9 protein-coding genes are annotated in these 16,817 nt (G+C 52.9%); 5 read left to right on the top strand and 4 right to left on the bottom strand.

The annotated features are described in order from the left end of the window. The first annotated feature begins 38 nt into the window (after nucleotides 1–38). Nucleotides 39–1,865: an APC family permease gene (locus CO251_RS03015; protein ID WP_103374329.1), complete on the top strand. Its 1,827-nt coding sequence runs from the start codon at nucleotides 39–41 to the stop codon at nucleotides 1,863–1,865. Here CO251_RS03015 and CO251_RS03010 read toward each other — a convergent pair. The 3 genes from CO251_RS03010 to CO251_RS03000 all read right to left on the bottom strand — a co-directional run bounded on the left by CO251_RS03010 (nucleotide 1,862) and on the right by CO251_RS03000 (nucleotide 8,089). Further along, the gene (locus CO251_RS03010) at nucleotides 1,862–4,924 is read right to left on the bottom strand and encodes a diguanylate cyclase (protein ID WP_103374328.1); all 3,063 of its coding nucleotides are present in this window, start codon (nucleotides 4,922–4,924) and stop codon (nucleotides 1,862–1,864) included. The two genes, CO251_RS03015 and CO251_RS03010, sit on opposite strands and share 4 nt — an antisense overlap. 473 nt (nucleotides 4,925–5,397) lie before the next feature. After that, a complete protein-coding gene (locus CO251_RS03005) occupies nucleotides 5,398–5,712 on the bottom strand; it encodes an STAS-like domain-containing protein (RefSeq protein WP_103374358.1) in 315 nt (104 codons plus the stop codon). A 595-nt stretch (nucleotides 5,713–6,307) separates the two neighbouring features. Next, nucleotides 6,308–8,089, bottom strand: a complete 1,782-nt coding sequence (locus CO251_RS03000; protein ID WP_103374327.1) for a thioredoxin domain-containing protein — start codon at nucleotides 8,087–8,089, stop codon at nucleotides 6,308–6,310. 96 nt (nucleotides 8,090–8,185) lie between these two features. On the opposite strand from CO251_RS03000, the gene CO251_RS02995 reads away from it, so the two are divergent. Together CO251_RS02995 and CO251_RS02990 are read left to right on the top strand one after the other, a co-directional pair. Next, on the top strand, nucleotides 8,186–8,902 hold the full coding sequence (locus tag CO251_RS02995; protein ID WP_103374326.1) for an SDR family NAD(P)-dependent oxidoreductase: 717 nt from the start codon (nucleotides 8,186–8,188) through the stop codon (nucleotides 8,900–8,902). A gap of 23 nt (nucleotides 8,903–8,925) precedes the next feature. Beyond that, on the top strand, nucleotides 8,926–10,920 hold the full coding sequence (locus CO251_RS02990) for a chloride channel protein (protein ID WP_242968270.1): 1,995 nt from the start codon (nucleotides 8,926–8,928) through the stop codon (nucleotides 10,918–10,920). Here the strand turns inward: CO251_RS02990 and CO251_RS02985 are convergent. Beyond that, on the bottom strand, nucleotides 10,908–13,676 hold the full coding sequence (locus tag CO251_RS02985; protein WP_158246148.1) for an EAL domain-containing protein: 2,769 nt from the start codon (nucleotides 13,674–13,676) through the stop codon (nucleotides 10,908–10,910). The two genes, CO251_RS02990 and CO251_RS02985, sit on opposite strands and share 13 nt — an antisense overlap. A gap of 390 nt (nucleotides 13,677–14,066) precedes the next feature. Here CO251_RS02985 and leuS point away from each other — a divergent pair, with 390 nt between their 5' ends. Both leuS and CO251_RS02975 read left to right on the top strand, forming a co-directional pair. After that, entirely contained in the window at nucleotides 14,067–16,544 is a 2,478-nt protein-coding gene (gene leuS / locus CO251_RS02980) for a leucine--tRNA ligase (protein ID WP_242968266.1), read from the top strand. Then, entirely contained in the window at nucleotides 16,541–16,804 is a 264-nt protein-coding gene (locus CO251_RS02975) for a hypothetical protein (RefSeq protein WP_103374323.1), read from the top strand. The genes leuS and CO251_RS02975 overlap by 4 nt, the downstream gene beginning before the upstream one ends. Nucleotides 16,805–16,817 lie beyond the last annotated feature (13 nt).

The following is a 16,817-nucleotide window of genomic DNA, read 5'->3' as shown; positions in this document are numbered from 1 at the left end:
AACAAAGTTGATCGCTGTGGTGTGTGGGTGGTGACGGCGTGAAATTAGCGCGTAAAGTGTTTGGCCGTCCTTTAAAAGACCGTGAAGAGGAAGCCATTCGGGTAGGGGTTATTGCGGGCCTCGCCGTGATGGCGCCCGATGCCCTCTCTTCGGTAGCGTATGGCACTCAAGAAATATTAATCGAACTCGATAGGGCCGGTCTTAAGGCATTATGGTACGTATTGCCTATCTCGGGCGTAATTGCTCTATTGCTAACGTTTTTAGTGATTAGCTATCGTCAAATCATTCGAGCCTATCCGGAGGGCGGCGGTGCCTACGTCATTGGGCGTGATACCTTGGGGCCCACCGCCAGTCTTTTAGCGGGAGCGGCGTTGCTTATCGATTACACCTTGACAGTGGCAGTGAGTGTGACCGCTGGCGTGGCGGCGGTCGTGGCGGCCTTTCCATCGTTGGCGCCGTGGACGGTGACGCTATCAGTCCTCATTGTGGCCGTATTGGGGCTCGTGAATTTGCGCGGATTACGCGAATCCGCCCAGTTGTTTGCCCTGCCGACATATCTCTTCATTGTGATGGTTCTAGTGATGGCGGCTGTGGGCTTGGTAGAGCCCGTAGCGCATGCTCCGACGTGGCATAGTTACGTGACGCCTCCTTTAGGGACCGTGAGCTTATTTGTCATTCTCCGAGCCTTTAGCTCCGGCTCTTCTGCGCTAACTGGGGTTGAGGCCATTTCCAATGGAGTTCCGGTGTTCCGCAATCCATCGCCCGGTCGCGCACGAACGACGTTGTTATTGCTGGGCCTTTTCTTAGGGAGCATGTTCTTAGGTACCTCCATTATCGCCTATCGGTATCATATTGTACCGGCAGCCAATAATACGGTATTGCAGCAATTAGCCGCCGATATTTTTGGACGCGGTGTATATTTCTATGGCCTTTCGTTTGTCACGATGGCGATTTTGGCGATTGCGGCCAATACTAGTTTTGCGGGTTTTCCGTTGCTTTCTAGCATTATGGCGCGGGATCAGTGGATGCCTCGTATGTTCTTAAGCCGAGGAGACCGGTTAGTCTATCAAAACGGCATTATTATCTTAGGCTTGACAGCCATTTTTCTCATTGTCATCTTTCAAGGCAATACCACCAACCTGATTCCGCTTTATGCCATTGGCGTCTATATGAGCTTCACGATTGCTATGCTGAGTTTAGCTGTGAAGACCTGGCGCAACCGGAAGCAAATCTCCCCTGTTAAAAGTTGGTTAATCATCGCCATGGGCAGTGTTGGGGCCACCTTAACCGCTATTGTTGTACTCGTTTCCCTCGTGACCAAATTTACTGAAGGGGCTTGGATTGTGGCGGTCGTGCTGCCTTTGTTGATCGTCGGCATGCGCCGCATTCGGCGGCATTACCGTGCGGTCGCGGATGAGCTGCGCGTCACCGATTTGTCGATCAAACCGGTTCCGATGCGTGTCGTCGCCGTAGTTCCCATTAACAGCATCAATCGGCTATCGATTGACACGCTGTCGTATGCGTTGAGTTTAGCCGATGAGGTCATTGCGCTTCATGTGGTGCGCAGCATTGAGCCGGGTCAGCAATTTGCTGAGCGTTGGCAAAAGTGGGATCCGGATCCGCGCATTAAGCTTGCTGTCGTACCGACACAGTATCGATCCGTGGTGCGTCCGATTGTGCGCTATGTGGATCTCGTCGCGCATCAGAATACGAGTGAGAGAACCTTGATCATCCTACCGGAACTCGTAGTGAGCCACGTTTGGGAGCATTTTTTGCACAATCAACTGGCATTGACCCTTGAAACCTCTTTTATTTTCCGCAAGGACATTTCGGTGTTGATTATGCCCTATCGCTTGAAAAGCTAGGCGCCGCCTTTAAAAGCGGTGCCTGGTCCATCGTGAAAGAGGCAGACATGGTTAGGCCCTTGTTGTTTGGCTTGGTAAACGGCCTCATCGGCTTCTTTAAATAGCTTGCGCGGCTCTTTGTGGCCCTCGGAGTCAATGGCGATCCCAAGACTAATGCCGACAGACAACGATATATTGTTCCAATTCACCGGCTCTTGGATGTGGTGCACGATGCAATCCGTGAGCCGGTCGATAGTGGGCGGCGTCAGCGCTGCTTCAATCAAAATGACAAACTCGTCCCCACCGTAGCGGTAGACTCTATCTTCACCACGCAAGCAGTTTTTCAGCCTTTGTGCAATGACTTGCAAGACATAGTCTCCAGCACTATGGCCATAGGTGTCGTTAACGTGTTTGAATTTGTCGAGATCACCGACGAATAAGGTTAGCGGTACGGGATGTGTTTTCTGTTTCACCCCAATTTGGTCAAACGCGGCTTCTAAGTGGGCGCGGTTTGGGATGAGGGTAAGGGCGTCGTGAGTGGCTTGGTATGCCAGCTGCTTTTTAACGGCGCGTTCTTCCTCTTCAGCCCGCAGGAATTTTAGCTTGGCTGTTAAGTTATAGGCGAGAGATTGGAGTAGTGTCACAATCTCATGGGAAAACAAATTGGTGGTGCCATGGACAACCAACAATCCGTGGTTTTCGCGGTCCTCAATGGGAAAAGCTGCTACCGCATTAATCCCATCTTGGGACAAAAAGCGCATGACGCGCGGTCCCGGATAGCGATCGTGGGCGGTGAGGTCATTGACAATGATGGCCTTTTTAAAGCGCAACACGTCGCTGACGACGGTCGGTTGCGGGAACGACGGGTCATCTAGAGCCATTCGAAGGATATCTTGGTCAAAATAAGCGGCCAACTGCGCATCATCAAAGACCCGCGTTTTCACACTTAATCGGTGACCTTGCGCGAAAGCAATCCAGCAGCCGAGTGCTGGCGTATGAGCCATAACTAATTGGGCAATGGCGTCATAAAGCGCAGGGGCGGCATCGGTGTACAAGAGCCGTTCATTGGCGTGAGCCAGGGCTTGGTAAAACTGATGAAGGCGTTTAAGGGCTTGCTCGTTGAAGGCATTGGTTAAGATCTGTCCCGTCAATTCGGCTAAGCGAATGCCTAACTGCACTAATTCTTCATCAAAAATATTGGGCTCTTGATGATGCACGGTCAAAACCGCGTACGGTGTCTTGCTGCGGTAGATGACAAAGTCCGCTTTGGAGGATCTGGCGCTATTATCGGCGCTGGCAGTCTCGTGGTATTCGTTATCGACTTGATAGTGTCCACTGTCCCATGCTAACTGCGCCGATGCCGTAGGATGGGCCGGCAATCGGCCGCTATGGTATGGAAACGTGAGGTGTCCATGCGGGTCTTGGATGCCTATGCTGACGCCGACGAAGACGCCATTCTCAGTGAGTAGTGTGCAAATTTGTTGCAAAATGGTGGCATCGTCAAGCGTGCGCAAGGCCATTTCCCCAATGGCGCCTAGGACGTGATGCAGTGTCAAAACCAGGGTGTTTTTTCGTTGTATGTCATGCTCCAGGGCGCGCAGGTCAAAACGCTCCAAGGCATCTTGCAAGGCTCGTCCAATTTGGTTGGCCAATGGCAAGATATGGCGGTCAAACGCATGGGGTCTGTCGCTAATCAGGCTCAGCACACCCCACACCCCGTGGTGACGCTCGATGGGAATGGAAATGCCAGAGGCCCAGTGATAGGTTTCGATGAAAGAGGCATAGCCGAGATGGGTCAAGGCGGTAGCCAAGTCATTCTCATAGACAGCCTCTCGGGTGCGTACCGCACGTACGGCCAAAGACTGGAAGGCAGCCTCGTTGGTGTTGGTTGGAAACGGTAAGGTGTGCAAGGTCTTGGAACCCGGGCCTTGTGTTACCAGGACGCGTATATGGTCGGGGTCGACGACGCCAATCCAGGCGGCATGAAATCCTTGAGTGCAAAGCGCTGAAACGAGAGACTGCAAACAGTCAGGTTCGGTAGTAGCGGTACTCGTGATGCGATTGACCTCAGAGAGCACGGTATAGAGTTGAAGGGTAAACACATAGCGTTCTCGAGCGTGGTTTAGGCGACTGATAATAGACAAAATGGCCGAATCTGAGATGACAACAAGCCCGGCAAATGCGATAAGGCCGATGAGCATAGTGTGGAGCCAGTCGGCAAAAACCGCCTTTAAGGGGATGCCTTCCACCACATATAAAGGGTAATTGGCCAGTTTGGCGGCGGCCCACAAATCACGGGGAGATCCGGGAACTTTGGCGAGAGGGCCTTCGCCCATAGCGGCTGTAAGGGCGGGGGTCTGATGCAGTTTCCGGATTAACCACGGTTGCCAAGCCGAGCCTTGGTTCGGTGAAAGCGATGATTGAGCTTGGATCAGGCCGTTGTGGCGCACGAGTTGCACCATCAATTCAGCATATGGGGAAGCCGTTAAGTTCTTTATGAGCACAGGCAGAAAGGCAGACCGGGCGATAATGAGGTATTGACGAGTCCCGGGAATGCTCATGCCGGCCAACACCCAAGGCTGATGGTCTTGACGTAAATTGGGGAAAGGCCGAGATAAAAAGAAAGACCCCGTAGAAAAAGCCGATTGCCGGATGGCCCAAGAGCCTAGATGAGCACTGTTCCCAAGCGGCCACTGGACTGGTACGCCCGATTGTAGAAGGGGAACCCCGTTGGCATTCACAATCGCTGCTGTTGCCGCATTTTCTGCACCGAGTTCATTTACCAAAAGGGTCAGAACTTGCCGCTTAGCTGAAGATGAGGGGTCTGTGGTCAATGCTTGGCGTGCGCGCCGCAAAAATTCCTCGTCAGCAGATAGCTTGCTGTCAAGGAGCACGGCTGATCCCGATGCTTGAGCTTCGAGATTGCGCTCAGTCGTCGCAACGTTTGTATTCCAATAGACATGGGACAAGTACACGAACAGAACAACAGCCAGACTGTTGAGTACGAGTAATATCCAAACATAGCTTCGTGATAAACGGACCTTATAAGAGGGGGTCCTATGAAAGTGGTGAATGCCCATGGGGGCTCCTCTCGGGTCGAGTGCAAGAACAGACCGACAGCGGCGGCTATGTAGCCAGGCGAAGGGACCACTCACCTGAGCATCCGCACGAGGAGGACAGCAGCAAGACCCATAGTGTCGTATATATCGGTACTATAGCAAAATAGACAGGCGTAGGCCTTCTTTCAAGGACGAATTATGTCAGAAATGATGAGCCAACGAGGAAGGAAAGGAACTAATCCCGTGGTCTCAAATCTGTCCTGTTCACCAGCCGACACAGGCGGTGGGTCAATGTTGGGACCCATGACACAGAGACGCGGTTGGTCGGAACCGCGTCTGGTGCTAGATACGGTGCAGTCATAAATTAAGGAATTGAGAGGACTAGCTCTAGAAATCTCTTGACGCCGGGGTTATGGCGAGCTACGCGTTCAATCACCTATCAGGACCTGTCATGCGACATCAACAAGGATTGGCAATTCACCTTGCAAGATCGCTTAGTCCCGATGCTGTAACACAAAACGAAAGACGGTTTTATTGTTGCCAGTCAATCCTGATATTCGAATCATTTGCTTGAGGATATGATGAGGCTTGATATCCCATAACTTGCCAAAGCATTCATCCGCAAAGGCGCTTGTCATCACATCAATTCCCCGAAAATCTAGGTGAATGGTTTGCTGCTGCTCTACAGAGTCCACCAATAACTGTCGAAGCTTTCTTCCTTGCTCACGGCTTCCTAATAAGTCAGTGGACATCCATTCTTTAACATTAAGAGAAAATACTTGACCACCCGAGGCTATGGCTACAGCCATTCGTTCACCTCCCATGCGTAACAGCGCTGCTAGCCATGAATCCGAATGACGTAGACCTTGAACTAGAACATCTTCTGTCAATTGAGCCGGAAGATTAATCATAGTACACCTCAATCCATCAGCACTACCCTAGAGGAATTCCTCATTATATGGTAAATTTCTTCCATTCTATCGTCTTTGCCTATTTGTTGTCGAGGTCGAGTGCGGTGGTGTGTTGGTTCTTTACACCCTGAACCGCGAACAAAAATAGCCTTGCCTACTGAGTTCGCCACGTCCATCCGCAAAGAAGAGAAATCAGACTTGCTGCAATGCGCAGCAAAAGTTGCCGAAATGGCGACTTCATGGACGGCCGAAAAACAAAAAGGGCGCAGTTCCGACGGAGCTGCGCCTTTCCCGGTGCGCCCAGCATATTTGCCATGACACACTGGGGCCAGAGCTGGTGCTATGCTACACCACCAATCCATACGATGGCGTGCGAGCAATGCTTTACCCCTTAAGTGTCCTAAGGGTGCATTGCGTATCAGGACCTGAAACCCGATGCGATTGTGTAAATCCACAGCGGAGAGGCGTCTTACTCGATGAAGACCTCACGGGCTTATGGATTATTTCCGTCCGGAGTAGGCATAGCTTGGGCATTGAGTTGCTGCAATGCTTCGAGAATGCCTTGCGGATCAGTGACCGGTGCAGCACAAGTTTGCCCTTGGCAGAGGTACAGAGCGGGCATGGGAATCTCAGGATAACCGCTTTGGGCAAATTCCTCGGTGCCCACTCTCCATGTGCGTACAATACGGTTGCGGTCAAACAGGCCATAAATAGCCTGCCGCAAGGCCGAGCCGGGCCTGTGATGTGATTCGGCCACCGTTGCAGTTAGCAAGGGGGCTTGAGCACGGTCAGCGACAATCGCCCATAGCGCCCCAAAGACGCCTTGTTCTTCTGCTACCGGCGCAAACATGGCAATAAGACTACGCCCACGTGTTGTCCACGCCTCATCATCTAAGATAGCGCCGAGCCGCAAGAAGGCTTTGGCCATCAGGGCGTTTTCATTCACCGGCTGCTGACGGTGTTGCAAACGCCCAGGAGCTGAGGGAGTGTCAGCCTGATCGTAATACGTGTTGGCATCCGATTTGAGCACGGTATCAGCGTACGCAATCAATGTGCGAGCCCGGTCAAGATATACGGTATCTCCTGTGAACTCATACCCATCGATACAGGCATTAAGAAAATGGGCAACATCGGTGAGAAGACCAGGCAGTTCCGCGCTAGCATTTTCGTAGTGGTGAAGTCCTGTCTCATCGTCCCACATTCTATCCCATAGCGCTTCTAACGCCGTCAGCGCAATGGGGGAGTAAACTGTGGGATTGATAAGGGCTGCCGCCAAAAGCTGCGCGGAAATCATTTGCGCATTCCAGTTCGTATGGACGACGGGATCGACAAAGGGCGCCTTGCGCTTGTCGCGTTCTTCTTGGGGCAGGCGATAGTACTCTTCGTCAGCATCTTGGGAGCCGCCCCAAAGGCCATTCATATTCAACAAAAATTTGTTGGCCCAACTGAGCACTTGGTCTGCAATTTGACGATAGGTCTCGTCCCCAAGCACTTGATACGCATGCATGTAAAGACGTGCTAGTTGCGCATTTTCTTCGAGCATTTTTTCGAAGTGAGGAATGGTCCATTCACGTGTTGTCGAGTAGCGGAAGAATCCGCCAGCGACGGCATCAAACAATGCTGAACCCGCCATGGCATCGAGGGTTCGCACCGCCATGCCTGCGGCCCACCCATCACCTGTCGCAGTAAAGAAGAGAAGGGCGAGATCCCAGACGTCTACTTGGGGGAATTTGGGTGCGACACCTAATCCACCATATGCCCGATCAAATTGCTGACGGATAGCGTCCATTATTTTGGTCACAGATTCCGGGTTCGGTGCCGTCGCTTGCACATTCAAATTAATCCCCGCAGGGGCTGCCAACTGATCGCGAATTTCGTTTTTATGTTCTTGCCAGTATTGCATCACTTGGTCCAAAAGGGGACCCATTTGTTCGGGGGCCACAAATGTGCCTCCTGTAATCACTTCCCCCGAGGGTGTGAGAAACGCGGTGGTGGGCCATCCGCCCATGTTATAGCGCTGATTAATGTCCGGCCTTTGATCATTATCAATGCGAACTGGTATAAAATCAGAATTAATGCGGGCGATAATCTGCGCATCCGAATAGGTCGTCTCGTCCATCGTGTGACACCAGTGGCACCACACGGCAGAAATTGACAGCAAAACCGGCTTGTCTTCGGATCGAGCTTTTTCAAACGTGGCAGGGGTCCATTCCTGCCAATGGATTTCGTGAGCCCGGTTGGGCCGTGGACTAAAACGGAAAGTGGGTTCGGCCATGATTTCCATCCTTTCTCGACATCAACAACTCATTGGGTATCATACCAATCTTTGCCCCGGATTGGCGAGACTATGCCTCTTAGGGAGGAGACGAGTTTGAATAATCAACCCGTGCTCGTGGTAACAGGACTGACGAGCAGCATTGGTCGTGAACTAGGAACCATGTTGGTCAATGATTGGCGAATTTTCGGGATTAGCCGCAATCCGCCGCAAGTTCCGGATCCCTATGAGTGGATTGTGGCAGATTTATCGGTGGCTGGCCAAGGTGCAGACCAACTGGTGCGAAGACTGGCGCGAGAAAACATGGCCCAAGTCCAAGGATTTGTGCATCTGGCCGGCGTGGTCTTTAGCGATGCGGCGGTGGCGACAACCGGGTATGAATGGGATTACACCTGCGCCGTTAACCTGCGGTCGGCTTTTGAGCTGGCCGTCGTCTTGAAACCGTTTCTGACAACTACGGCCAGCGTGGTTTTTGTATCGAGCGTGGATGCGGCCTTGTCGAGTGCGGCAGGGCCGGCTGCGGCCTATGGCGCTTCTAAAGCCGGCCTAAACGGGCTTGTACGGCATTTGGCTGCTGAATGGGGGCCGGACGGTATTCGCGTCAACAGTGTGATGTTGGGGGCCCTGCAAGAAGGTATGAGTGCTCAGAACCCCCAAGTGGCGTCCGAGCTGGCCCGGCGAATTGCTTTAGGGCGTCTCGGCACTGCGCGTGATGCTGCGCAAGCTATTCGTTTTTTGTTGGATTCAGAGGCGTCTTCGTATATTACCGGCACAGCCCTACAGGTGGATGGCGGTCTTAATATTCGGTACTAAAGAGGTGGCTTTAGTTGGTTCGGGTGGACAATGTTCGGGGACATCTTTTTGTGCCTCAGTGGGAACCGTGGATCGTCAGTGGTCTGGCGATGGTGACAGGGGTAGTCGGCGGGGTTGGCGCGATTATCTTTCGGTGGATGATCCACGTGGTGCATACGTTGCTGATAGGCGATACCCTGTCTGCTGGCCACCTCGGTTTGGTTGTGCTAGGCCCGGCCGTGGGTCTTGTGTTGGTGAGTTTAATTACTCACTACGGTGCGCCCGAAGTGAAGGGGCATGGCGTGCCACAGATTCTTGAAGCATTGGCGCTTCACGGCGGAAAAATCCGACCTCGCGTGGGACTGTTTGGTATTATTGCGCCGGCCGTGACGATTGGCAGTGGGGGTTCGGTAGGCCGTGAAGGGCCGATTGCGTTGATTGGAGCGGCGTTCGGATCCACGATGGCGCAGCTGTTAAAGTTATCGGAAAAGTACACGACCCTGCTATTGGCGGCGGGATCGGCCGCTGGTATTGGCGCGACATTTAATGCGCCGATTGCTGGGGGCTTCTTTGGCTTGGAAATCATTCTCGGCAGCTATCAAATGGGTGCGGTGGTGCCCATTTTTCTGGCATCCGTTACGGGTACCACAATATTCGACGCGATTATGGGTAGTCGGGCGGTACTTCAGACGCCTCCTTATCACGTGATTAATCATTTTGCTCTGTTGTTTATGATAGGATTGGGCTTGATTATGGCCTTGGTCGCCGTTCTCTATACGAAGGGGCTAACTTTTTCTGAAGATTTTTTTAACCACCTCCACATACCCTTTTGGTTAAAAGCAGTGGCTGGAGGATTAGCGGTCGGCATCATTGGGCTCTTTGTGCCCCAAATTTTAGGGGTAGGCTATCCGACAATGCACATGGCGCTGACGAATCAAATATTGTGGGGTGGCTTAATTGTATTGTTTGTGACGAAATTTGTGGCAACCCTCCTCACTATTGGAGCAGGCGGCTCCGGCGGCGTCTTTGCTCCGTCACTATTTTTGGGAGGCATGGTCGGAGGAGCGTTTGGCCACCTGCTATATGCGATCTCGCCGCAATTGGCGCCTCACCCCTCTATTTATGCGATTGCGGGCATGGCGGCATTGTTTGCCGCTGCCGCGCAAGCCCCTTTTGTGGCGATTACCATCTTGCTGGAAATTACTGGAGATTATCATTTGACGGCGCCGGTGATGGCTTGCGCAGTCATCAGTTTTTTGACTTACACGTACTTCACGCGAGATTCGATGTATACCGTCAAATTGCATCGGCGGGGCATTAAAATTCTTCGTGGGGATGATGTGAGGCCTATGGCGGTCATCTCGGTGCAAACGGCAATGGAACCGTTGGGCGACGTTGTGATTCGCCCTAGTGCCGAAATATCCGAAGCGTGGCAAAAAATGACGCGCCTTAACCGAGGGTTTCTTCCCGTTGTGACGCGACAAAGCGGGCTAGAAGGGATTGTGACCATGCGCGATATTGTGGCGGCTATCCAGAAACAACAACCTCATCTGACGGTTCAAGATATTGTGCAGCGCCTACCCAAGCCTATAGCCAGCAATGCTTCGCTCGATGAGGCCATTCGCTACTTGTCGCTATATAACGTGGCCGTCCTACCTGTCCAAGACAGCACGACGCACAAAATTTTAGGAACGATTACCCAAGCGAGCGTACTAAAGGCCTACAATGCTTCGGCTGTGCACGCTGTGGAAACTTCGCACCAGGTGGAGGCATTGAAGCAAGCCAACCCCGGCCTATTTGTGGAAATGGAGTTGCCGTCCTCGTCTCCCGCTGTTGGCAAATCTCTTCAAACCTTGAATCTCTCTCAAAATGCTTTGATTGTGTCAGTTTTCCGCCAACAAGGCGCCATGATCCCCCATGGATCTTTTGTTCTGCAAACAGGAGACAGGCTTTTGGTGTATGTCGCATCGTCCTTCGACCGCGAACGAATTATTGAGCAATTAAACGCCAAGGAAATCGTGTCCTATCAGGGCGCTTGATGGGTGTCTGGAGGCTCTAGGAGGCGTGCTCGAAGACGTAAGATTTCATAGTTGGCTTGGGCGAACGCCACAAGAATTTCAAACCGCCGAATTTGCGATGAGGAAAATCCTTTGGTATCGCTGCTCGTGATGACCATGAACAAAGGTGTGGGTTCACTCGCGAGGTGCAGGCGAAAGCCGACCAGACTATGGATGCCTAATTGCTCGAGCTGAGCCGGGATGTCCGGCCCGTGCATCGCCACCGGAGATGCGGACAGAAGCGTTGGAGGAATCCAATGAGGCGCAATCGGAAGACCAAAGCAAGCTAACGGATGAGGAGCCGTAGCATTTTCTGCGATCCAGCCGCCGTTGGCTCGCAGATGCGTCAGCAAGACCCCTGCGATTTGTTGCCAAAGTTCTTGAATGGTGGTCGCTTGGGGCAAGGTTTTTATGGTGGTGAGCAGCCGATTTGTCTCTTGCTGGGCTTCGCTGACTTGCTGCTGCAACAAGTTGCGGTCTAATGCCGACGCCAAGGATACAACATAGCTGTCTAGCTCTGCCAGGTGGGGGGACAGCGTTCCTGGCGTGGCTGATCCAATCACCAGCACAAGATTGTGAGATGGTAGAGGAATGGCCGAACAGCAGGCAGGGTTTTTGAGGGCGTCTGGGCTCGAGTCGTCGCTGAGAACAAGCGGTTGGCGGATGCCGGTCTTAAGGGCCTGCTCGAGAGCCTTTTGGTATAAGGGGGTACTCAGATGCTTAGTAAAGGCGGTGTGGTAATCAGGCGACGGCGTTTGGATGGCTAAGGGCACAAAATGTCCCTGGTGCTGTTCTACAATGCTTACGAAGGGATAGGGGCCAAAATCGCTGACGGTGGCCACAAGCAGTTGAACGAGGTCGTCACGGGTATCTAAGGTGTTCATGGCAGCCAAGCCGCGGGCCATGATCTCTTGGCGACGTGCGTGAGCTTCGCTGGCTAGAGTGCTTAAGGAGCGTTCAATCAGCGCCGTCGCTAAAGAGCTTAAAGCCTGCAGGCGTCTAATGCGGCCGGGCGTGAATCCTCCGATTTGGCTGTGATAGACTTTCAAAATGCCGAGGAGTTCTCCTTGCGACATCAAAGGAAATCCTGCTGCGGATTTAATCCCACTATCGAGCATTTCATTCAGCCAAGGGTTAAGCATGGGCTCACTGGCAATGTTGGGGATAATGAGGGCTTGTTGATTGCGAACTATCAATCCCACAGGTCCTTGGCCATCTTGCGTGCTGGGATCCCACAGATCGGCAGCGGGCAGATCGAAGCGTTGGCCATCGGCGGTGACACAATGCAGCTGTTGTGCTTGTAAAATACCAATCCAACCTTCATGGCCGCCCGTAACGGCGAGGGCCGCAGCGACCGCCTTAGCGAGCAAGTGATCTAAATTGGCGGTGTCGGCCAAGGCAGAAATAGCTTCAAATAGCGGTTCTCCGAGTAAACTTTGATCCTCTAAGGATTCTTCACGTTCGGCATAACCAAGAGCCAAGGCGAACAGCGACGCTACTCCTTCCGCTAGTTGGATCACATCGGGACGAATTTGATCGGGCTCATAATATCCCAGGTGTAAAAGGCCCCAGCATCCGAGGTTGTCGCAAACAGGCACGGCGATCTGTGATTCCAAGGGGGAGTGTTGGGGGGAGGGTCCGAGTGCATGGCTTGCTGCACGCTGGAAGATCACGGGTTTACGTTTATGCAAAGCCGCCAATAGGCTAGGAGACTCCGAATTGATGAGGCGATTGTAATTCGTGACCTCTTGGGGGTTTAAAGGAAGTGTTGACTCGAAATAGTGAAGGCCTTCGCCGTCGGCGTTATAGAGAGCGGCCACATCGGCCCCTGTCAGGCGCTTGGACAAAGCCAAAAGATGAGTATAACGCCCTTCACCTTGTGCCATGCCACGAACCATGCGTCGAGCCGAACTCAGGAGACTGTCGAGCTGATCTTGAGCGGTGGGTCTGACGCGCTGCCGGCTGGCAAAATGGTGGGCCTCCAAAGCGGTGTGAAAAGCGGGGTGGGGGCGTCCAAGTAGATACCCTTGCCCATATTCCACACCGATTTCTTTTAGGGTATAGAGTTCGGCAAACGTTTCAATGCCTTCGGCGATAAGCGAGGTCGCGGCAGTCCGGGATGCGAACCGCGCTGTGCTTTCTAACAGCGCGAATTTTATGGAGTTGCGGTCCACATCACGGACTAAACTCAAGTCAATTTTTGCAAAATCAGGCTGAAGATCCACCAGACGATTCAATCCCGAATAGCCGGACCCGAGGTCATCGAGTGCAATGCGGACGCCCATTTCCCGGAACGGCTCCAAATATTCTTGGAGCTTGCGGTCACCGCCCGTGACGGTCTCGCGTTCGGAAATTTCCAGGACAATTTGCCGGGGTTCGATCACAGGATGCTGCTGGAGATGGCGCAAGAACGGCAACGGATGCTCGAGGCTATTGGGAAGAATGTTGATAAACAGGAGATGATCGGGACCAAAGCCTACCCTGGTCGCGGCCTGTAGTACAGCGCCAAAGGCTACCTCGTCAAACACTAGCAAGTGGCCGTGCTGTTCAGCCGAGGCGATAAGTGCTGAAACCTCGATTGGCTCGCCTCCGTCACTTTGGGGACGACTGAGTCCTTCAAATGCTAGGACTGCGCCAGTACGCAGAGAGACGATGGGCTGAAAGACCACCTTTATCTGGCGCCTTTGTGACCACTGGTCCCAAACCGTGTGATAGGGCGGCTCCATCTTCTGATTCAAATGTTCATCCCTCCAGACAACCTCCAAGCGCTCATTGTCCATAAGTTTCGTGCCGTCGCCTGAAACTCCTGCTTTAAATGGCCAATAATTCCCTCTAGGGTTGTATGAGGGTTTGCGTTCGCAATCCATTCGCGGTAATATTGCTCTGAGAGAATATTGCGTACGCTCTATGAGAGAAGATCCCGGAAAGGTAGACAGGGTTCCAGAGAATCGGTGGTTGGTGTGAGCCGATCCCTCCTATTTTTCTTCTCGCTTCTGGAGAGCTCGGATTCAGCCCGTTACCGCTGGTCAAAGAGAGCACAATCGTTGTGCTAAGTTGGGTGGTACCGCGGGTTAACGCTCGTCCCTTACGTGAAATAAGGGGCGTTTTTTAATTGGAGGAGACACGAGATGATGAAGACCGACGAAACTCCGGCCGAAACCGTTTACAATCCCGATCGATACAGTGTCAGGTTGGTGGAAAGCAAATGGCAGAAGGCTTGGGAAGAGGCTCGTTTGTATGAAACGCAATTTTCGGACCGGCCGAAGTTCTATTGCTTAGAGCAATTTCCATATCCATCAGGCCATTTGCACATGGGGCACGTGCGGGTTTATACATTGGGAGATGTGATTGCACGTTTTCGGCGTATGGCGGGATATAACGTTTTACACCCCATGGGATGGGATGCATTTGGGATGCCAGCTGAAAATGCAGCGATTAAGAATGGCGTACCTCCTAGGGTTTCGACCTTGGCCAATATAGCCTATATGAAACAGCAGATGCAGCAAATGGGCTTGTCTTTCGATTGGTCGCGTGAAGTGACAACGTCGGAACCGGAATATTATCGGTTTACCCAAGAACTGTTTCTGTTGTTTTTTGAACGCCACCTCGCGTATCAAAAAGCGGGTGCGGTTAATTGGTGCCCGACTTGTGAAACCGTGTTAGCGAATGAACAGGTGGAAGATGGGCTCTGTTGGCGATGCGATTCGGTTGTCGTCAAACGGGATTTAACGCAGTGGTATTTTCGCATTACCGACTACGCGGAACGTTTGTTAGCCGATTTGGAAGGGCTGGACTGGCCGCAAGAAATTAAAGTCCAGCAATTTAACTGGATTGGCAAGAGCATTGGAGCGGAAGTGGTCTTTGACGTGGCGCAGTCATCTCACACCATTGCGGTGTTCACGACACGGCCAGACACGCTATTTGGGGCGACCTACATTGTGATTGCCCCAGAACATCCGCTTGTCGAAGCATTGATCGCGGACTATGCAGAAAAAGAACAGGTGCGGACGTTCATTGCGGAAGAGCGGATTCACAGCGATATTGAGCGCACGGCGGAGAACACCGAGAAACGGGGAATTTTTACTGGAGCTTATGCTATTCATCCCTTGACAGGGGAGCAAGTGCCCATTTGGATTGCCAACTATGTCTTGGGGGATTATGGCACGGGCGCTGTCATGGGAGTGCCAGCACATGACCAGCGGGACTTCTTGTTTGCGAAAAAATACGGATTGCCGATTAAAACCGTAATCACATCGGCCGGTAGAGACACTATGGCCGAAGAAGCGTATACAGGACCGGGGACCTTAGTAGATTCCGGGCCATTTACGGGGCTTGATAACCAGCAGGCTAAAGAACGCATTGCGGAGGAGCTCAACGCCCGGGGCAAAGGGGGCGTGCGGGTAAGTTACCGCATGCGCGACTGGTTAATCTCGCGCCAGCGCTATTGGGGGGCTCCTATTCCAATTATCCATTGCCCGACGTGCGGAGCAGTTCCTGTGCCCAAAGAAGACTTGCCGGTCTTGCTGCCCGAAAACGTGACGTTTACCGGAAAAGGTGCCTCGCCTCTGGCAGGTGCTGAAGACTGGGTCAACACGGTCTGTCCCATCTGCCACCAGCCTGCGCGGCGAGAAACGGATACGATGGATACCTTTGTGGACTCGTCATGGTATTACTACCGGTTTACCTCGCCGCAAGCCCAGGAGCCCTTTAGACCAGAAGATGCGGCGTACTGGATGCCGGTCGATGAGTACGTTGGTGGCAAAGAGCATGCCGTCTTGCATTTGTTGTACTCGCGGTTCTTCACCAAAGTCCTCTATGACGCAGGGCTAGTTCCCGTGTCGGAGCCGTTTTCCCGCCTTTTAGCCCAAGGCATGGTCGTCTATGACGGCGCCAAAATGTCGAAATCCAAGGGCAATACCCTGAGCCCCGAGAACATCATGCAAGAGTGGGGAACCGATGCCACGCGTGTGTTTATGCTCTTTGCGGCTCCGCCAGATAAGGACTTTGAATGGTCGCATCAAGGGGTGGAGGGTGCTTACCGCTTTTTGCAGCGGGTCTATCGCTTGGTGGTGCGCTCCAGGGTCCAACAACCCGTATCGCCGGATGTGGTGCAGCAGTCGGAGGAAAAGATTAATAAGGCCGTACACCGAGCCGTTAAGAAGATTACGGAGGATGTCCGCGACCGCCGTGCATTTAATACTGCCATTAGCACGCTGATGGAATTGACCAATACCCTATATCAGGATTTAGAGATGGTGCCGACTCAGGCCCAGATCGAGGCGCTCGATGTGCTTGTGCGGTTGTTGGCACCCTTCGCTCCTCATTTGGCCGAAGAGTTGTGGGAGTCCTTAGGGCATGAATCAAGCGTGCATTGGGCAGCGTGGCCGACGTATGAGGAGCGTTGGCTAAAGGATGATGTGGTCACGATTGCGTTGCAAATCAATGGCAAAGTCCGGAGTCGGATGACGGTGCCCACCGCAGCGGATGCCGATACGCTTTCACACCTGGCGCTGGAAGACGAAAAAATTCAAGAGCTCGTGGCGGGTCACAGCCTGGTGAAGGTCATTGCCATACCGGGGAGGCTTGTCAACGTGGTGATCCGGTGAGAACGGCCCTAGCGCTCATTATCGCCGCCACTTCGGCCATCGTCGGCGCGATAGTGGTGCGTGCCAGACGACCAACAGGGCCGGTACCGATGGGGTGGGTCATGATCGTGGCCGCTTTAGGGGCTCTTGTGGCGGAAGTATCCACGATATTGTGGGTAGGGCCACCACGCGGCGTATGGCAGCCAGCTATCGGTGGGGTGCTCATTGGAGTGATGGCCGGAATTTTTTCGGCACGGAATAAAAAGCCCCCGAAAGAATAGAAGGCCCACAGGG

The sequence above is a fragment of the Sulfobacillus sp. hq2 genome (genome assembly GCF_002903155.1).
Lineage (GTDB): Bacteria > Bacillota > Sulfobacillia > Sulfobacillales > Sulfobacillaceae > Sulfobacillus > Sulfobacillus thermotolerans.
This window is presented reverse-complemented; position numbering and strand designations above follow the sequence as displayed.